Genomic DNA, 20,601 nt, shown 5'->3' on the forward strand with positions numbered 1-20,601 from the left:
ATAAGTTATTTTTTGGAGGAGTTTGAATGAATGAAAAAATAATACCTGATTTGAAAAAATTTAATACTTCTATATTAAAGCAAAGAAATATCAGATTTAAAAATCTTCTTTATTTAGGAATTTTTTCAAGTTTTATACAAATAATTATTTACTTTTTATATGAAAGTACTATCAAAATTTTGTATGCAAATTTGATATTCTTATTTTTAAATTTATTTTTGATATTATTCATAAAAAATAAAAAAAATTTTAAAATAATAAATTGGTATACATTATGCTATTTTATATGGGCAGTTTTTCCAATAATGAATTTAAATCATAATTTTTATCTTGCAAATTATATTATAAGTGTATTATATATATCTTCTTATATGCTGCTAAGTGGATCTTTGATAATATCTTCAAATATCTTAAATTTCCTTTTGTTTTTATTTTTTAATAATTATAATATAAATTTTAATCGGGAAAGAAATGAAATATTGATAATCATCTTTATAGTCGGAATTATTTCTTTTATTTTAAACAGTCTTTTTAAAAATTATTTTAAAGATTTTTTTATAAATAATTATAAATTAAAAGAGAATAAAGAAAAACTCGAAAATTATAGAAATACTCTTGAAAATGTCGTAAAAAATAAAACTAAAGAAATTGAGTCAACTAATAAAACTCTTAATGAATACTCAGAAAAAATTTCCAATACAAATCTTGAACTTGAAAAATCATATATAGAATTATATAAGATGAATAAACAGCTTGAAAGTATAAATAAAATAACTTCTAAACTTGGAGATATGAATATTTTAAATGATGAATCTCTATATTTAAAAGAAATAATAAAAGCTATGATAGGAGTTTTTCCAGAAATAGAGTCTGCAATAGCTATAAAAATTAATGATGAAGAAATCAATTTTATTGAAAGTGGAAATTTTAATATTGACAAGATAAAAAATAAAAAAATGAAAATAAAAAATAAAATGTTTATAAAAATACTTGAAGATATAGCTATTTTTGGATATTTTTATAGAATTATAATAGAGGATATTTTTGATAAAAATGATAAAAAAGATGTATATAAATTATTCGAAAATATTGAAAAAACTATGGTATTAAAATTTCATATAAATGAAGAAAATATAACTTTGATAGTATTAAATATAAAAAACAACATTCCAGATATATTTAATGAAGAATATATGAAAGTATTAAAATCTTTTTATAATATAATAAAAATGTTTTATTATATTATAGATAATAATGAAATGCGAAAAAAATATGAAGAAAATCTTAGAAAATCAAAATTAAAAGCTGAACTTGCCAATCAAACAAAATCTTTATTTGTTGCGAATATGAATCATGAGATAAGAACACCAGTAAATACAATATTTATAGTCAATGATCTTTTAAGAAAGATGAATATTAATGATGAAATAGAAAGACTTGTCAATATGTCTAGAAATGCATCTAAAAATCTTTTAAATATAATAGATAAAATGCTTGATTTTTCAAAAATAGAACAAGGTACTATAAAGCTTATAGAAAAGCCATTTTTATTAAAAGAAATAATAGAAAATATAATAAAAGAATATAAAATAAAACAAAATAGATATGTAAAATTTATTCCAGATGTTAAAATTGAAGATTTTGATATAAAGGTTATAGGTGATTACACAAAATTAAGCCAAATCATTCAAAATATTTTAAATAATGCTTTTAAATTTACAGAAGAAGGATTTGTAAAGTTGAGTATAAAACTCGATAGATTTAATACATTGAAGAACTTTCAAAGAATAATTTTTATAATCGAAGATACTGGAATTGGTATAGATGAAAATGAACAAAGTAAAGTTTTTGAACCTTTTTATCAAGGTAAAAGAAAATCACATAATGAAAGCGGTGGAACAGGTTTAGGATTAGCCATTTCAAAAGAAATAATAAATCTTATGGGAGGAGAAATTATATATATTTCAAAAGAAGATAGGGGAAGTATATTTAAATTTTCTGTATTATTAAAAAATAATGTGAATGAAGAAATACTTAAAAGTCCAAAAAATAAGGAAAATGTAGAAGGAATTAAAGTTTTATTAGCTGAAGATAATTCTGTGAACAGAGAGATTCAAAAAATGCAACTTGAAAGTCTTGGATTTAAGGTAGATACAGTTAAAAATGGGGTAGAAGTTTTAGATAGAATAAAAAAACATAATTTTGATATAATATTAATGGATATTTCTATGCCTGAATTAGATGGATATGAGACTACTGTTAAAATAAGAGAAATCGAAAAAGGTACAGATAAACATCTACCAATAATAGCATTAACAGCTTTTTCTAATAGCAATAATTTTAAAAAGTGTATAGAAATGGGAATGGATGATTATATACCTAAACCTTTAAATGAAGAAGATTTAATAGAAAAAGTTGGAATAAATGTCAAGAAAAAGAAAAGAGATATTAATAATCAGAAAATAAAAAAAATGTTTATAAAAGATCTTGAAGAAAAAATTGAAATTTTAAAAACTTTAGATCCAAAAAAAGATTATTTAAAAATTGCAGATATTGCACATCAAATAAAAAATCCTTTTAAATATTTAAAATTTAATCAAGCAAGTGATACATGTAAAAAACTTGAAGATCTTGCAAGAAACAAAGAACTTAATGATTTAAGTCCTTTTTTAAAAAAGATAGAAGATTATAAAGAGAAATTATGATTTGAGGGGGAATAAAATTGAGTAATGAATTGGAAAAACTTTTTTTTGAACTTTCTTCTGAATTAGTGCCCAATGTTATAAAAGGAATGATAGCCTTAAAAAATGAAGATGAATATGTTGAAATAAAAAGCTATGATGGTATAAAAAATTCTATAAATTATGAATTATCTGGAATTTCTTTTGAAATAAGTACTTTAGAAAAAAACTTTGAAGAATATGATGATTTTTATATAAAAGAAATAGATGTTGAAAAGTTTAAATATCAATATTGGTGGGCGTTTCATGACATAAAAGCTGAAAAAGTTTATATATACATAAAAAAAATATATAAACCTCTTATAAATGAAAGAGAAGAAATGGCTATAATGGTTTATTTGTTTTTTGAAGATATATCAGATATTATGAATCAAAGTATAGAGAGAGTTTTCATAGAACTTACAGACTATATATATCAATATCATAAAACATTCACAAAAAAAGATTTGATAGAAAAATTTCTAAATAATTTTATAAGACTTACAAAAATTTCAGATTCTGATATATATAATCATTCATTGAGGGTTGCAGATATTGCCACCATAATTTCTAAAGCTATGCCATTAAACCAAGAACAAACAAATTTAATAAGAAATGCTGCCATAATTCATGATATTGGAAAATTATGGCAAAAAACAGGAATGCTTGAAAATAATATAGAAAAAACGGAAAATGAAACCAATAAAATGTATCTTGAGAAATTAGAAGAAATATTTTTAGGAAATAATTTTATGAATAATATAGTGAAAATTGCAAAATTAATATATGAAAGAGAAAATGGAACCGGACCATATGGACTAAGAGGACCTGAAATACCTATAGAGGCTAAAATTCTTTCTGTTTCTAATGCATTTGATTCTACAATGTCAAAGATTGATAAACCAAACCCTTTACAGTATTCTTTAAGCAATTTAAAATATATGGTAGAAAGTAATTTATTATCAGAAAGAGTTGTTGAAGTTGCGACTAAAATATTACCTACATTTTATGGTGGAATAAGAAATCTTGATATATTTTCTTCAATGGGTTATGGAAGAGAAGTATATATTCAAGATAAGTATGAAAAAGAAAAACTTCATAAAGCTCTTATAAATAGTTCTATGGGTAATATATTAAATATTAAATTTGTTGAAAAAGATTTAGATTTAAAGACTGGAACTGAGATTGAATTCGTTTTAGACATTGGTGGAATAGTAGAGGATTATAATGCAAAAATAATATCTAAATCTAAAGAAAATTATACAATTTTGATAGAAAGTAAATCTTCAAAAAATTCAAAGCTTGTTAGAATAGTTTGGTATAAAAATGTAAATATATTTAAAATAGATTCAAAGGTTGATCTAAAAAATCTAAAAATAAATCCAGAAAAATCATATACAGGTGTTATGAGGGTAATCGGAGGAAGCTCTTTGAATTTTTCTTCTGAAAATGAATTTAGGGCTGGACAAATTTTACTTTTGAACTTTGAGTATAAAGGTGAAAATGTAAATATTATAGGAATAATAAAAAGTATAACCTATGAAAAAAGTTTTAATAATTATTTTCTAGAATATTTAGATATGGGTGAAAAACATACAAGTGCCATATATAGGGCAATATTTAAAAGACAAATAGATTTAAGAATGAAAAATAACAGTATTGGAGGGGAAGAAATATGAAAATAAAACCTTTAATTGTAGTAGAAGATTATGATATTGATTATGAAATAATAAAAGAAACGATAGAAGAATCTGGAATAAATAATCCTCTAATAAGATTTAAAAATGGTTTAGAAATAATGAATTATTTAAAAGATGAAAATTTTGAAAAACCTGTAGCAATATTATTAGACCTATATATGCCAGAAATGGATGGATTTGAATTTTTAAAAAGTGCAAAAGAAGAAAAACTTTTAAAAAATATAAAAATTATAGTTCTTACAGCTAAAAATACTGATAAAACAAGAATAGAAAGTTATAAACTTGGAGTTAATGGATATCTTGAAAAACCTTTTGATGTTTTTGATTTTTTACAAATAATCAGAAGTAACAATTATAACTGATATTTATAATAATAAAATTTTTGAAGGAGGGTTTTATATGATATACTTTGAACTTAATAATGGAATTAAAATACCATCTATTGGGTATGGAACTTATAAAGCTGAAGGAAATAAAGTTTTTCAAGGAGTTTTATGGGCTTTAGAAACAGGATATAGAAGTATAGATACTGCATCCTTCTATGGAAATGAAACTGAAATTGGAGATGCAATCATAAAGTCTGGAATATCCAGAAAAGAAATATTTTTAACTTCTAAAGTTTGGAATACACAACAAGGATATGAAAATACCTTAAAAGCTTTTGAAGAGAGTCTTTCAAAATTACAGACTGATTATTTAGATTTATATCTTGTACATTGGCCTGTAAAAGGAAAATTTATAGATACTTGGAAAGCACTTGAAAAATTATATAAAGAAAAAAAGGTTAGAGCTATAGGTGTTTGTAATTTTATGCAACATCATTTAGAAGAATTATTGATTAATTCTGAGATAAAACCAGTTATAAATCAAGTAGAATTTCATCCATATTTAAATCAAGAAGATCTATTGAATTACTGTAAAGAAAATGATATTATTCTTGAAGCATGGAGACCTATAATGAAAGGACAAGTAAATGAAATACCTCAAATAATTGAAATTTCTAATAAATACAATAAAACTCCTGTTCAGGTTGTTTTAAGATGGCAAATTCAAAAAAATATAATAACTATTCCAAAATCAACCACAAAAGAAAGAATAGAAAGTAATTTTAATATATTTGATTTTGAATTAAATCAAGAAGATATTAAAATTATAGACTCTTTAAATAAAGATGAAAGAATGGGTCCCCATCCAGATGAAATAGATTTTTAGAAAATATTTTAGGTTAATCTACATAATGTAGATTAACCTAATTTTATTTTAATTTTAATAAATCCTCCAGAAACATAATATATAATAAAAATAAAATCTATTATATGAGGGGGAAAAAATGAAAAAATACAAAGTAAATCCTTTAACACTTTTATATGTTAATATGCTTTTTCCTTTTGTTTTGATGTTTACTTCTTCTTTAACTGCAATCATAATATGTTTTTTAATATCTTCGGGTTTTTTATTATTTTTTAATGAAAAAAAGAGATTATTAAAATTTTCAATAATATTTTTAATATTTCTTCTCATATTTCAATTTCAAGATTATTTAGATTCTGGAAAATTTAAAATGTTTTTTGAACTTATTAATTATATAGCTTTAAAGATAATACCAGTACTTATGATAGCTTCAATTTTATTTTATAATATTCAAACGAGTGAATTACTTTCAGCTTTAAATAATTTGAAACTTCCAAAAAATCTTATAATTGGTATTACCGTAGCTTTTAGATTTTTTCCGACTTTTGGTCATGAATTTAAATTTATCAAACAAACTATGAAAATGAGAAATATATCTATGAGCATTTTAAAACCATTTAAAAGTTTAGAATATTTCTTAGTTCCTATGCTTTTTAGATGCTCATTACTTGCAGATGAATTGACTTCCGCTGGATTGACAAAAGGTATAGAATGTGATGTTAAAAGAAGTTCTATATACGATGTTAAAATAAAAAAATTTGATATTTTTATAATGATTTTATCCACAATAATGACAATAGGTGTTTTAATATAAAAAGACGTCCAATTATTTTATAATTGGACGTCTTTTATTGACATTTTAAGAATTATAATTATTGATTTTCAAAATGTTTTTTTAATATAGCTTTTCCTATTAAAATACCTATAAAGGCGAGTATAAATACTAAAATAAGAGCATAAAAACCCATAATACCCTTAGCGGCATTTATCATTTCATTCATTCCCTCAGGAGTCATCCCTCTTCTTTCAAATGTTTCTTTATAAGAATCCACAAAAAACCAAACAGGTATTATACTTCCCATTGCTTGGCCAACAGATAAAATACCATAAGAAATACCTAAAGTCAATGTTTTTTTATAACCAAATTTAAAACTTATTATATCAGCTAATATTGCCGTTGTTAAAGAAGTTAAAATCCAAGGAAGATAACCTCCACCAAATAATGACATGAGAATCATTATTATGATACTCAATATTGTAAATGTACCAAATTTAGAACATTTAGAAACTATAAAAGTTATAATAGTACCACCTATTAAAGCAAAAATTCCAGGAGATATGATATGGAAAAAGGCTCCAAGTCCAATGGCATAAAAAGACATAATAATTACAAAATATAAAGCGGTATATAAAGCACCTGTAATACCTAAAAATACATAATCCTTAGTTTTAAACTTCACAATAATCCCTCCTATAAATTAAGTTCTTTAAAAATATTAATTAATTGTTCTTCTTCATCTTTTTTAAAATTAAATTCTTTTGAAACTTTTCCATCTTCTAAATAAATTGCACTATTGCATACATTAGTTATAAATTCAAAATCATGTGAAATTATTAAAATAGCATGATTATTAGACAAATCTTTAATAAGATCAGAGATTTTTTGCATATTAATTGCATCCAATCCACTTGTTGGTTCATCTAAAATTATCAAATCTGATTCAGAAACATAAGCTAAAGCTATTGTAAGCCTTTGTTTTTGTCCACCAGATAAAGAAAAAGGGTGTTTATTTTTTACAGAACTCAAACCCACTTTTTTTAAAGCCTCATCAATTTTTTTATCAGTTATTTTAGGATTTCCTATTTTTAATTCTTGATAAACTGAACTACCAAATAATTGATAATCTGTATCTTGCATTATAAAAATTGATTTTCCTTTAAGTTTAATTTCACCGGAATTTGGTTTTTCTATTTTGGAAATCAATTTGGCAAGTGTTGTTTTTCCAACACCATTTTTCCCTATAATAGCTGTGATATCACCTTTATAAGTTTTAAAAGATATATCTTTTAAAATATTTTTAAAATAAATTCTTTTTAAAGAAAGAATTTCTTCAGTATTGTTTTTCCCAATATTTTTGAATTTGCTTTTGAAAATATCAAAAACTCTTAAATTCTTATCTTCAATATGATTTAAATCTTCTTTTAAGAAAATATTTTTAATTTTTCCGTCTTCAATGTAAATCATTTTATCTATGATATTTTTTAAATAAAAAAGCCTATGTTCGGCAATGATTATAGTATAACCCTTTGATTTTAGATCTAATAAAATATCTCTTAAATTTAACGTATTTTTATAATCAAGATTTGAAGAAGGTTCATCAAATAAAAGAATATTAGGATTCATAGTCAAAGCACAAGCTATGCTTAATTTTTGTCTTTCTCCACTCGATATATTGAGTATATTTTTGTCTAAGATACTATTTAAATTTAAAATTTTACAGACATTTTCTATTCTCTTTTGAATTTTATCTTTTGAAAGACCATAATTTTCCATAGTGAAAGCAAGTTCAGAAGTAGTATTAGTTGTAAAAAATTGACCTCTCGGATCTTGAAAAACAGAACCAACATTTTTACTTATTTCATGTATTTTTTTATCATTTAGAGATTTATTATCGATATAAACACATCCTTCTAAATCGCCTTCTATTAAATTTGGAATCAAACCATTTAAACATTTTGAAATTGTAGATTTACCACTACCACTCAATCCAGTCAAAAGAACTAATTCCCCCTTTTTTATTGAAAAGGAAATATCTTTTAAGTTATTTGTTTTGCTATCTGAATATTTAAATCCAACATTTTTATAATTTATCAAATTAATCACCTTTTAAAATATTTTTATGTAGTTTAAGCTACATAAATATTATATAGCTAATTTTATCATGATAATATGATTAAAAAAAATTAAAAATATTAAAAAAATGTAAAAAATAAAAGCGAAAAGATCTTAAGATCTTTTCGCTTTTATGAAATTATTTATAAAGTATTCGTGAAATAACGTTTGATTTGTCAATTCAGGATGAAAAGAAGTCACGAGAATATTATTTTGTTTTGCAGCAACTATTTTATCTTCTAAACGAATCAAAACTTTAACATTTTCACCCACATTCTTTATTATTGGAGCTCTTATAAAAATTAATTCTAAAGGTATTGATGAAATTTTTTCGACAATTTTATTACAAGAAAAAGAATTAATTTGACTTCCAAAAGCATTTCTTGAGACATCTATATCTATAAGTTTTAAAGTTCCATCTTCATCATCTACTTTATTTGAAAGTAAAATAAGTCCTGCACAAGTTCCCCATATACTTTTTCCATTTTTTGAAAAATTTTTGATCGCTTCTATAAAACCATATTTTTTCATCAATTTACTTATAGTAGTACTTTCACCACCGGGAATTATAAGTCCATCAATATTATTCAAGTCTTTTGGATATTTTACTTTTAAAACTTCAATATTTTCTATTTTTTTTAATATATTAACATGCTCTTCAACGCCACCTTGAATATCAAGTACACCAATTTTTATCATTTCACCAGCCTCTTTCAGCCATCATATCCTTATCTTCTAAATCTCTTATATCAATTCCATACATTGGTTCACCGAGATTTTCTGACACTTTTGCAATAATGTCTGGATTATTAAAATTCATAGTTGCTTCAACTATTGCTTTTGCTCTTTTTTCTGGATTATTTGATTTAAATATTCCAGAACCAACAAAGACACCATCACAACCTAATTGCATCATTAAAGCTGCATCAGCTGGAGTTGCTATTCCACCAGCAGCAAAATTTACAACTGGAAGTTTTTGATTTATTGAAACATACTCGATTAAATCAAGTGGAGCTTTGATGTCTTTTAATTTAGCTATCAATTGTTCAGAACTTAATTTATTTAATTCTTTAATTTCAGAATTTATTTTTCTAATATGTCTAACGGCTTCAACAACATTACCAGTACCAGCTTCACCTTTTGTTCTTATCATACTTGCACCTTCACTGATTCTTCTCAAAGCCTCTCCTAAATTTCTGGCACCACAAACGAATGGTATTTTAAATGCTTTTTTATTTATATGAAATTCTTCATCTGCGGGAGTTAAAACTTCACTTTCATCTATGAAATCTATACCAAGTGATTCTAATATTTGTGCTTCTACAAAATGACCAATTCTCACTTTAGCCATTACTGGTATTGAAACAGAACTCGCTATTTCTTTTATCATCTTTGGATCAGACATTCTTGCAACTCCGCCTTCTTTTCTTATATCAGCTGGAACTCTTTCAAGTGCCATAACGGCTATTGCTCCTGAATTTTCAGCAATCTTTGCTTGTTCAACATTAGTTACATCCATTATTACGCCACCTTTTAACATTTGTGCAAGGTTTTTGTTTAAATTATATCTATTTTTGATATTTTCCATTTAAAAATCTCCCCCTTTTTGATATAATAGTATTGTTATATATACACAATACACTTTATTATTGCATATAAAAATTGTATTGTCAATTGCGGTAAAATTAATAATTGTATCATGACGGATGAGGGGGGTTTGAATGTTTGATTATAAGATAAATAAAAATATTGATAAAAAACTTTATTTACAAGTTTATGAATCTATAAAAAAGGACATTTTAACAAGGAAAATAGTTGCAAATACTAAATTGCCACCTATAAGAAAAATAGCTTCAGATTTAAAATTAAATCCTTCTACAATCGTAAAAGCATATAATTTACTTGAAGAAGAAAAACTTGTATACAAAAAGCTTGGTAGTGGTAGCTATGTAGCTTATTTAGATGATGAAATGAATGATTCGGAAGATTATAATGATTTAAAAATAAATGAGAGATTGAATTCTGGACAAATAAATATAGAGAATAACATAAATTTCGCTTCAGCCACTCCATCGGCTAATTTATTTCCAGTAGAAGATTTTAAAAGTGTTTTGATAAAGGTTTTAGATAGAGATGGTGGAGATGCTTTTACTTATCAACAAACTCAAGGTTATTATCCATTGAGAAAATGTATATCTGAAAAACTTAAAGAAGATTGTATCGCTACAAATCCGGAAAAAATACAAATTGTATCTGGAGCACAACAAGCAATTGATTTGATAAGTAGAATACTTTTGAATGAAAAAGATACAGTTGTAGTTGAAGAACCAACATACTCTGGAGCTATAGCTTCGTTTAATAATAGAAATACAAATATAAAATCATTTCCAATTCAAAAAGATGGGATAGATCTTTCAGAATTCGAAAAATTTTTAAACAAAAATAATATAAAATTATTTTATACTATGCCAACATTTCAGAATCCTACAGGTATTTTATGGAGTGAAGAAAAAAAACAAAAACTCTTAGAACTTTCATATAAATATGATTTTTATATTTTAGAAGATGATTGCCTTTCTGAACTTTATTATGACAAAATTAAATTAAAATCTTTAAAATCTATGGACAAAAATGGAAAAATTATATATATAAAAAGTTATTCGAAAATATTTATGCCTGGACTTAGACTTGGATTTATAATTTTACCCGAAGATCTTTTTAATCCTTTTGTATCTTTTAAATATTCGAGTGATATTTCAAGTCCAGGATTAAATCAGAGAGCCTTTGAAATGTATTTAAAAGAAGGATATTGGGATAAACATATTGAAAAAATGAGAGTATTATATAAAAAAAGATTTGAGAAAATGTATAATAAAATAAAAGAAATAAAAGAGTTTGAGATATTTGAAGTTCCTATGGGAGGATTATATTTTTGGATAAAGATAAATGATAATTTTGAAAATTTATTTTTAAAAGCTTCCAAAAGAGGTGTATCAATATTACCTGGAAAAGTATTTTCTCCAGAAGGAAATATTAAAAATTTCTATAGACTTAGTTTTGCCGATGCAGATGAACAAAAAATAGAGAAAGGAATGAATATAATAAAAAGTATAATACAAGATGATAAAAACTTAGATTTATATCCAATTCTGTAAATTAAAAATAAATAAGGAGGGTAGACGTTATTATAAAACAAATATTATGTGATTTTGTTTTATATAGCGGTATAATTTTGAGTCAAGAATATGAAATATTAATAAAGAAAATAATGAAATTTGTTGAAGAAAGAGACTGGAATCAATATCATAATCCTAAAGATCTTATAATATCCCTTAATCTTGAAGCTGCTGAATTACTTGAGATATTTCAATGGAAAGATGAAAAAGAAGTGAAACAAGTGTTGAGTGATGAAAGAGAACATATTGAAGAAGAAGTTGCTGATGTTGCTATTTATTTGATGGAATTTTGTAATTATTTAGGTATAGATTTATATGAAGCAATTGATAAAAAAATTGTAAAAAATGGTATAAAATATCCCGTAAATAAATGTAAAGGTTCAAATAAAAAATATAATGAATTATGATTAAAAAAAGTCTGAATCAATTTTGATTCAGACCTTTAAGCAACAAACCACTTTAATATCAGGGGTATTGATATAATTGACAATAAGGTTGAAATAAATACAGTTTGAGATGACAATTCGGCATTTCCTCCATATTCTTCTGCAAGAATAGCACTATTGGCAGCAACAGGCATAGCTGTTATTAAAAGTGGAATACCTATCATTAAATAGTCATTTACAAAAGGTTTTAAAATAAAATAAACAATTATTGGCATTAAAAATAATCTTGCAAAACTTATTATATAAACTTTAGGATTAGAGAAAATATTTTTGATAGAACTTTTAGCGAGTAAAGAACCTATTACAAGCATTGATAAAGGAGTAGTTACGGAACCAAGTAATGATAAAGTTTCGTCGACTGCCGTAGGTAATTTTATAGAGAATATGAATATTATCATACCTATTAATACCGATATAATACCGGGATTTAAAAACATTTTCAAATCAAATTTATTTTTTTCTTTATTATTAGCTAAAAGTACAATTCCCAAAGTGAAGACCAAAAAGTTAAAAGGAAGATTATATATTGCTGTATAAAAAAGTGCATCATTACCAAATGCTGCTTTAATAACTGGAAATCCCATAAAACCTACATTTGAAAAGACGAGTGCAAACTTATATGCTCCGAGTTCGTCTTTTGAAGAACCGATTAGTTTTGGAAAAAATAATGATATTATAAAAGAAACTAAATATACAACAGTTGAAATTATAACAATTTGAAAAACTTTTCCTAAAAGTTCAGGAGAAAATTCTTTTTGCATGCTTTGAATGATCATAGCGGGTAAAGTGATTTTTAAAACTAAATCGGAAAGTCCTTTTGTTCCACTATCATTAAAAACATTGATTTTTCTTGAAACATATCCTATAAGGATTAGAAAAAATAATACAAAGATTTGGTTAAAAATATTAGAAAAATTCATAAAATCCTCCAAAAAATATCATGTTATTAAAATTATAACATTTAAAAATTATTAAAAAAATAACGATTATTAATTTAATGTATTTTATGGTTAACTTTTAATTAACTCTTAAGAAAACAAAATGAAAGAAAATTATTATAATATTTAGATATAAAAGCTGTTAAAGGGAGGTATTCATTAAGATGAAAAAAATAAATTTTAAAATCAATCATTTTAATATAACTAAGAATACCAGGCTCTATAGCTTTTTGTTGTTTATTTAAAATTCAAATAATACGAGTATACCAATAAAAAATTGAGCCATGGTTAATACCATGGCTTTGTTAATTAAATTATTATTAATTTTAAAATAAGGAGAGTCTTTAAAAGACTCTCCTTATTTTTTTAGGAGGTGAAAAAATGAATATTCATATAAATATTGAAAAAATTAATTAAAATATTAAATATGAAGGAGTGATATTTATATCAATAATAAGTATTAAAAATATGACTTTCTATTATAATAACCCATATAAAGAAGTATTTGAAAATCTCAATCTTAATATAGATACTTCATGGAAAACAGGATTGATTGGTAGAAATGGAAGAGGAAAAAGTACATTATTAAATTTGATACAAAAAAAGTTAAAACCTTTAATGGGAAGCATAAGTTTAGATGAAAAAATATCATATTTTCCATTTAAAACTGAAGAATATAAAAATGTAAAAGACTTTATAAAAAATAATATAGCACCATTTCAAAAATGGGAAAATTTAATGGATGAACTTTTAAAAAATCCAACTATAAATAATATTGAAAGATATGATGAAATTCATAATATGTATATGCATAATAATGGATATGAAATAGATGGATTAATAGAAAAAGAATTATATGATATGAATATGAATTCAGATATTCTTTATAGAAAGAAAGCTACATTGAGTGGTGGTGAGCTTACGAGGGTAATGATAATAATACTTTTTTTGAAAAATGGATATTTTCCACTTATTGATGAACCAACGAATCATTTAGATTTAAAAGGAAGGGAAATATTAGCTGAGTATTTGAATAGAAAAAAAGGATTTATTATAGTGTCTCATGATAGATATTTTTTAGATAAATGTATAGATCATATAATAGCCATAAATAAATCAGATATAAAAGTATATAAAACTAATTATACTGAATGGGAATATAATTTTGAACTTCAAAAAAATTATGAAAGAAAAACGAATGAAAAATTGAAAAAACAAATAAATCTTTTAGATGAAGCTTCTAAAAGAAGTAGAAAATGGTCATCTAAAAAAGAAAAAGAAAAAGCTGCTCATACGGATAAAGGTTATATAGGAGCACAATCTAAAAGGCTTATGAAGCAAGCTATGGTTTTTGAGCAAAAAATAGAAAAAAGTATAGAAGAAAAAAATAAATTATTAAAAAATGAAGAAAAAGATTATGATTTAAAAATATTTGTGGATGAAAAAGTTCCAAATAATATATTAGAAATAAGAGATTTAAAAATAAAATATGGTGAAAAATATATAATTCGAGACTTTAATTTAAATCTTTATAAAGGTCAAAGATTATTTATAAAAGGTGAAAATGGAAGTGGAAAAACATCTATAATAAATGCTATATTAAATAAAATTGATTATGAAGGTCAGATAATAATTCCGGCTCATATAAAAATAAACTATGCATCGCAAATACCAAAATGGAAAAACGGAACAATAAAAGAAAATTTAGAAAAAGAAAAATTAGATGAACAAAGGTATAGAGATATAATAGCTTGTTTTAATTTAAGAGGAAATATATGGAATAAAAATTTAGAAACATTTTCTGATGGAGAAAAAAAGAAAATAGAAATTGCAAGAAGTATAGTAGAACCAAGTGGACTTTATATTTGGGATGAGCCCATGAATTATTTAGATATAATAATAAGAGAAAAAATAGAAGAAGCAATCTTAGAATCAAATCCAACCATGATCATTATAGAACATGATAAATATTTTATGGAAAAAATAGCTACCAATATAATAGAAATAAATTAAGAAACAAACGAAAAGCTGGAGAATTTGCTCCAGCTTTTTGTTTTAAATTTTCTAATAAGTTTCATAAAGAAAAAAAGAATGAAAATACATTTTTATTTTAATCTTTATTATAGATATCTTTAGAATTGTTAAGGAAAAATAAAAAAAATTAATCCTTCTTAATAAAACTTATTAAAAAAACATAAAAACTAAAATCCTTTATTATAAAGTATTTTAAAGAAGTTTTATCATGAAACAAAATAAAATTATTGTTACGCTATTTGAGAATATTTTATATCATAGTAATTTAAGTCTAAACATTAATACATGTCTATAATTGTCTATAATTAATATTTCACTTGATATAAAATAATGTTAAACTTAAGCTGAAATGGTGAAAAAAATTTTTGGAGGGATAAATCTTGAAGAAATTATTTAGCATATTCTTATTGATATTAATAGGGTTAATAGGATTTTCACAGTTAGAGGTTAGATCTATTAATATTTCTACAAAGGGTGCAGAAAGAATGCCTTTTATGTTTGAAGATGAACTATATTTTGTTGATCAAAATCATGATATAAGAGTGAGCAAATATATAAATGGACAGTTTTCAATGCCAAGAAAAATAAAAGGAGATATAAATACAGAACAAAATGAATTATATCCAAATGTTTTATTATTAGAAGGAAAAAAAATAATGTATTTTACAAGGTATACTCCTGTAACAGATTATGATGTTTATAAAGCAGAATACAATGAAAATACAGAAGAATGGATAAATGTATCTAAAGTTGAAGAGCTTTCAACATCAGAACAAGAATGGGGAATTAGTGTTAGTCCAGATCATAAAAAAGCTTTTGTAACAACTAAAGGTATTTATAATAATTTATCGAATGTTGGTGGAAGAGATATTTGGATGTTTGAATTTAAAAATGGAAAATGGATAAACCCTATAAATTTAAAAGAAATAAATACATCTTTTGATGAATGGGATGTTTTCTATTATTTAGATAAAAATGAATTATATTTTTCTTCTAAAAGAGATGATTCTTTTGGAGGGTATGATATATATTCATATTCATTGAATACAAAAAAAATAAATCATTTAGATAGAAATATTAATTCAGATAAAGATGAAAGAAGTTTTTTCAGAAATAAAGATTTAATGATATTTACAGGAAAATCAAGAGATGATGGACAAGGGGGATATGATTTATTTATTCATAATATAAACCCTGAAGAAATTCATATAGAAAAAACAGAAGAAAAAATTTCATCAAATATAAATTATGAATATTTTATATTTGCAGGATTAAGTTTATACCTAATACTCAAAAATATTATATAAATAAAAGGGGGATTTTCTTAATGAAAAAATTACTTATACCTTTAATAGTTCTCTTGATTTTACTGGTTGGTTGTACAAAGACACCAACAAATGGTCAAGATATGTCGGGATTGAGAATACAAGTTTCGAATGATTTTATTTCTGATGGAGAGATGGGAGTTCCAGTAAATAGAGAGATTTCATGGAATTCAACAGAAGTTGATAAATATCAAGTTATGCTTAAAGAAGGAAATGAAACTTTTAAAATAATTGAAGAAACTAAAGCAAAAACATATGCTTTGGAATTAAAAGAAGCTACAAAATATCAATTAAAAATAATAGCTTTAAAAGATGATAAAAAGGTTGAAACAGATACAGTAGAATTTTTTACAGAAGGTACTTTTACAGCTCTTGAAGAAACAAACATAATGAAATCTATTAATTCTAAATTTAGTTCTGGTTATGTTAGAATGCCATGGTTTTTAGAAGATAAAATGTTTTTTATTCATACAAGCGGAGGATATAATCTTTATGTAATTCAAAAAAATTCTGATGAATCATGGACATCTCCTTTAAAATTACCTTCTGAAATAAATGAAGATGGTAAAAATATTATATCTCCAGCTGTTATTAAAAATGGTGAAAATTATAATATTTATTTTTTAAAAAACAATGAAAGCACAAAATATGATGTATATATTGCAGAATATAACTTTGAAAACAATAAAGTTTTAAGTATTGAAAAAATAGATTCTTTATCTTCTTCAAATGAGGAATGGGATATTTGGGTTAATGAAAATGAAGATGAAGTTTATTTAACTTCTTATGGACCATTTTCTGGTGTTGATTCTGGAAATAGAAGAAGTGTTTGGAAAGGTATTAAAGAAAATAACAATTGGAAAGTTTCCTTAAATGAAGAATTAAATACAGCATATACAAAAACTATAAGAAATATATTTAAAATAAATGATAATAAATTCATAATGGATGATTCAGATATTTTTGTGGTTTATAAAACTAATGAAGTATTTAGTGCATATAAAATACCTTTAAATATAACAGATAAAAATGAAAGAGAATCATTTTATATGAATGATAAATTATACTTTGTATCATCTGCATCGGGAGCTTATTCCATTTATAGTGTACAATTTTAAATCAGGAGTTGAAAAATAAATGAAAAAAATAATGCTAATATTGATACTATTGATATCTATAATGAGTTTTTCAAATGTAGACATATCAGGGACTACAGAGATATTCTATAATTTTAGACCATCTTCAGGTTTGAGTTCAGATGTGGGACTTTGGCTTGATAGAGTTGGTTTAACAGCACAAAGTGATGATTATTATGCGAGATTTTATTTAACAAATCAAGATAAAGGTGGATCTATAGGACCAAATCAATTTTATTTTGATCAACTTTATGGAATTTATTCTATAAAAGATCTCGACATATTTTTTGGTAGAAAAAGATATAGAGATTTTACATTTCAACTTGGAAATTATTCGCTTTCTGAAGAAATGAAACATGGTGGAGATACTTTTGTAAGTATTCAAAAAGATCTTGGAATGGGATTAAATACAAAATATGGAACATTTTATACAGTTACAAATCCTTCATCACCTTTGATAGCATCATTTTTATTTAATGCAGAATATAAAGATATAAAATCAAGTCTTTATTTAGAAAATATCAAAAAAAATGATGAAGATAAAATACAAGGAAAAATTTCAACAAGAAATAGAGTAAAATTTGGAGATATACAGATTTCGAATGCTTTTGGATACAATCTATACAATAAAACGACAAAAGAGGGAACTATAACTTCTGTATTATTTTCAGGAAGAATAAATTTTATGGATTTTGGATTTATATTAGAAACAGATATTACAGATATGAAAAATCCGGTGTATCTCGGAGAAATAGAATATAAAAATGATAATAGTCTAAAAGCTGTTGCAAATATTATATATAAAAGTGGAGATACTAATAAAGATGGATTTTTAGATGAGCTTGATAAACATTGGAAAACTGCTTATTGGGTTGAATATGATATAACTAATAATATCAATTTACAAGCTAAACTCACCTTTGAAAATAAAAATGCTGAAGACAAAGAACCTATGATCCAAGTTAAATTTAAGTGGTCATTTTAATTGTAGGCCCGTTTAAACGGGCTTTACAATTAAACAAATATTTTCATAAAGAAACAAAATATAAAATAATAGGAGAGATTTTATGAAGAAAAATTTAATTTTTTTAATGCTTTTATTATCAACAATCACAATTTTTTCAAAAGTAAATGTTAAACCTTTAAACATATGTACTACAAAACTTGAGAGAATGCCCCAAAGAATTGGAAATACTTTATATTTTGTTGCAAATAATTATGATATATACGAAAGTCAATTTGAAAATGGAAAATGGAATAATCCTAAAAAAGTGAATGGTGAAGTTAATACATCAGCTAATGAAATAAATCCACATGTAATAATTAATAATGGTAAAAAAATAATGTATTTCGCAAGATATACAGATTCTGATACAAATTATGACTTTTATAGAGCTGAATTTGATGAAAATAAAAATATTTGGAAAAATGTTCAAACAGTAAATGAACTTAATACTAAAGCTCAAGAATGGGATATTTGGGTAAATCAAGATGAAACTTTAGCTTATTTTACATCTGCCGGAGAATATGAAGGTTCAAAATCAAAAGGTGGAAGAGATATATGGAAATCTGAAAAGAAAAATGGGAAATGGTGTACACCAGTTAATGTATCAAAATTAAATGATGAAGGAAATCAATGGTCGGTATTTGTTGATGAATCTGAAAATATTTATTTTGATTCTGCAAGAAGTGATGCATTAGGTGGTTATGATATATATGTTTATTTGAAACAAAAAGATGAAATAAAACATTTATCAAGAGATATAAATTCATTTTATGATGATAGAGCTATGTCTGTATATGAAAATAAAATTTATTTCACAACAAAAGATAGATCTAATGGTCCTGGATTTTATGATATTTATGAAGGAGATTTGTCAGGAGGTTTTTAATTGATAGAGTTAAGTGAAAAAGAAAAATTAGTTTTACATACAATTTGGAATAAAAAATTTGGAATTTCTCAAACAGATATAAAAGATAGTTTGAAAATAAGTAAAGCTACTATATCAAGAGCTGTTAACAAACTTCTTGATTATAAGTTTGTAAAAGAAGGCGAATTAATTCCAACTAATTCTAAAGGAAGACCTCAAAAGCTCCTTTTAGTTAATGACAAAAAAATACTTGTATCTGGAATAATGATTAGATCTAATCATTATAATCTTGTTGTTGGAAATTTGAATGGAGAGATCAAATATTCAGAAAAAATAGATATAAAAAGTATAGACATAATAAAATCAATAAATAATATTCCAAACCATTTAAAAGAAAAACTTGGAGAAAAATTTGAAAATATAATGGCTTTTAGTATAGTAACTCCTGGATATGTAAATAAAAAAGATTATACGATAAGAAAAAGTTTTTTTGCAAAAAAACAAGAAATTTCTTTTAAAAATTTTATAAATGATTGGCCTATATTATTTCAAATCGAAAATGATGTAAATGCTTCTTTAATAACGAAAATATTATTCGATTCAGCTACTTTCAAAAGCACTTTTTATATAGATAAAGGATTTGGTGCTTCTTTTATAATAAACAATAAGTTAATAAGAGGAGAAAAAGGCGGAGAAGGAGAATTTGGCCATTTTCAGGTAGATCCAAAAGGACCAAAATGTTGGTGTGGAAAGAATGGATGTATTTCAGCTTTTTTTAGTGAGGGATATTTAAAAGAATATTATAAAAATATATTACCAAAAACTTATTTGAATCTTGAAAAAAATGTTTTTTTAGATACTCTAAGTGATTTATATAATGAAAGATTTACTGAAATATATGTGACAATGTATGAAGAACTTCTTGAAAAATTAGCAAATGCTATAACAAATGTGACTGATTTATTATGCATAGATAATATTATTTTAAATACTATAAATCCATTTTTTAGAGGTAACTCATATAAATTTTTAAAAGACAAAATAAATGAATATTCATCTAGAAATAATAAAATATTACCTATGATTTTTACAGAAAATGAAATAAAACAAATACCATTGGCAGTATCTTTAACAAGCCTTATAGGCGAAATATAGACAAGGGGGTAGTAGC

Annotated in this window: 18 protein-coding genes; 13 read left to right on the forward strand and 5 right to left on the reverse strand. The window is 24.1% G+C overall.

What is annotated here, in order from left to right:
* Window positions 1-26 precede the first annotated feature (26 nt).
* The 5 genes from C7380_RS03715 (at window position 27) to C7380_RS03735 (ending at window position 6,425) form a co-directional block, all read left to right on the forward strand.
* Window positions 27-2,705: a sensor histidine kinase gene (locus C7380_RS03715; protein ID WP_109604146.1), complete on the forward strand. Its 2,679-nt coding sequence runs from the start codon at window positions 27-29 to the stop codon at window positions 2,703-2,705.
* A 17-nt stretch (window positions 2,706-2,722) separates the two neighbouring features.
* A complete protein-coding gene (locus tag C7380_RS03720; protein WP_109604147.1) occupies window positions 2,723-4,399 on the forward strand; it encodes an HD-GYP domain-containing protein in 1,677 nt (558 codons plus the stop codon).
* Window positions 4,396-4,782 carry a response regulator gene (locus C7380_RS03725; protein WP_109604148.1) on the forward strand — a complete coding sequence of 129 codons (387 nt, stop codon included), beginning with the start codon at window positions 4,396-4,398 and terminating at the stop codon, window positions 4,780-4,782. Before C7380_RS03720 ends, C7380_RS03725 begins: the two co-directional genes overlap by 4 nt.
* A 37-nt stretch (window positions 4,783-4,819) precedes the next feature.
* Window positions 4,820-5,632: an aldo/keto reductase gene (locus tag C7380_RS03730; RefSeq protein ID WP_109604149.1), complete on the forward strand. Its 813-nt coding sequence runs from the start codon at window positions 4,820-4,822 to the stop codon at window positions 5,630-5,632.
* A gap of 118 nt (window positions 5,633-5,750) precedes the next feature.
* Window positions 5,751-6,425 (forward strand): energy-coupling factor transporter transmembrane component T, encoded by a 675-nt coding sequence (locus tag C7380_RS03735; protein ID WP_109604150.1) that lies wholly within the window; start codon window positions 5,751-5,753, stop codon window positions 6,423-6,425.
* Window positions 6,426-6,483: 58 nt separating this feature from the next.
* Here C7380_RS03735 and C7380_RS03740 read toward each other — a convergent pair whose 3' ends face one another.
* From C7380_RS03740 to pdxS, 4 genes are all read right to left on the reverse strand, one after another.
* Window positions 6,484-7,071: an MptD family putative ECF transporter S component gene (locus C7380_RS03740; RefSeq protein ID WP_158274767.1), complete on the reverse strand. Its 588-nt coding sequence runs from the start codon at window positions 7,069-7,071 to the stop codon at window positions 6,484-6,486.
* A gap of 11 nt (window positions 7,072-7,082) precedes the next feature.
* The gene (locus C7380_RS03745; protein WP_206050506.1) at window positions 7,083-8,486 is read right to left on the reverse strand and encodes an ABC transporter ATP-binding protein; all 1,404 of its coding nucleotides are present in this window, start codon (window positions 8,484-8,486) and stop codon (window positions 7,083-7,085) included.
* 132 nt (window positions 8,487-8,618) lie between these two features.
* Window positions 8,619-9,200 carry a pyridoxal 5'-phosphate synthase glutaminase subunit PdxT gene (pdxT, locus tag C7380_RS03750; RefSeq protein WP_109604278.1) on the reverse strand — a complete coding sequence of 194 codons (582 nt, stop codon included), beginning with the start codon at window positions 9,198-9,200 and terminating at the stop codon, window positions 8,619-8,621.
* A gap of 4 nt (window positions 9,201-9,204) precedes the next feature.
* Complete coding sequence (pdxS, locus tag C7380_RS03755) at window positions 9,205-10,083, reverse strand: pyridoxal 5'-phosphate synthase lyase subunit PdxS (protein ID WP_109604279.1); 879 nt, start codon at window positions 10,081-10,083, stop codon at window positions 9,205-9,207.
* Window positions 10,084-10,225: 142 nt separating this feature from the next.
* Here pdxS and pdxR point away from each other — a divergent pair, with 142 nt between their 5' ends.
* Together pdxR and C7380_RS03765 are read left to right on the forward strand one after the other, a co-directional pair.
* A complete protein-coding gene (pdxR, locus tag C7380_RS03760; protein WP_109604153.1) occupies window positions 10,226-11,659 on the forward strand; it encodes a MocR-like pyridoxine biosynthesis transcription factor PdxR in 1,434 nt (477 codons plus the stop codon).
* A gap of 113 nt (window positions 11,660-11,772) precedes the next feature.
* Window positions 11,773-12,087: a nucleotide pyrophosphohydrolase gene (locus tag C7380_RS03765; protein ID WP_109604280.1), complete on the forward strand. Its 315-nt coding sequence runs from the start codon at window positions 11,773-11,775 to the stop codon at window positions 12,085-12,087.
* Between the two features lie 35 nt (window positions 12,088-12,122).
* Here C7380_RS03765 and C7380_RS03770 read toward each other — a convergent pair whose 3' ends face one another.
* Entirely contained in the window at window positions 12,123-13,046 is a 924-nt protein-coding gene (locus C7380_RS03770; RefSeq protein ID WP_109604154.1) for an AEC family transporter, read from the reverse strand.
* Window positions 13,047-13,499: 453 nt separating this feature from the next.
* Here C7380_RS03770 and abc-f point away from each other — a divergent pair, with 453 nt between their 5' ends.
* The 6 genes from abc-f to C7380_RS03800 all read left to right on the forward strand — a co-directional run bounded on the left by abc-f (window position 13,500) and on the right by C7380_RS03800 (window position 20,585).
* Window positions 13,500-15,077 carry a ribosomal protection-like ABC-F family protein gene (gene abc-f / locus C7380_RS03775; RefSeq protein ID WP_146192148.1) on the forward strand — a complete coding sequence of 526 codons (1,578 nt, stop codon included), beginning with the start codon at window positions 13,500-13,502 and terminating at the stop codon, window positions 15,075-15,077.
* Between the two features lie 401 nt (window positions 15,078-15,478).
* Window positions 15,479-16,405: a hypothetical protein gene (locus tag C7380_RS03780; protein WP_109604156.1), complete on the forward strand. Its 927-nt coding sequence runs from the start codon at window positions 15,479-15,481 to the stop codon at window positions 16,403-16,405.
* 20 nt (window positions 16,406-16,425) lie between these two features.
* Window positions 16,426-17,541, forward strand: a complete 1,116-nt coding sequence (locus C7380_RS03785; RefSeq protein ID WP_109604157.1) for a hypothetical protein — start codon at window positions 16,426-16,428, stop codon at window positions 17,539-17,541.
* Window positions 17,542-17,560: 19 nt separating this feature from the next.
* Complete coding sequence (locus C7380_RS03790; protein WP_109604158.1) at window positions 17,561-18,544, forward strand: hypothetical protein; 984 nt, start codon at window positions 17,561-17,563, stop codon at window positions 18,542-18,544.
* 82 nt (window positions 18,545-18,626) lie between these two features.
* The gene (locus tag C7380_RS03795; protein ID WP_109604159.1) at window positions 18,627-19,451 is read left to right on the forward strand and encodes a hypothetical protein; all 825 of its coding nucleotides are present in this window, start codon (window positions 18,627-18,629) and stop codon (window positions 19,449-19,451) included.
* Window positions 19,452-20,585, forward strand: coding sequence for an ROK family protein (locus tag C7380_RS03800; protein ID WP_109604160.1), 1,134 nt, complete (start codon window positions 19,452-19,454; stop codon window positions 20,583-20,585).
* The last annotated feature ends 16 nt before the right edge of the window (window positions 20,586-20,601 follow it).

The sequence above is a fragment of the Oceanotoga teriensis genome (assembly GCF_003148465.1).
GTDB lineage: Bacteria > Thermotogota > Thermotogae > Petrotogales > Petrotogaceae > Oceanotoga > Oceanotoga teriensis.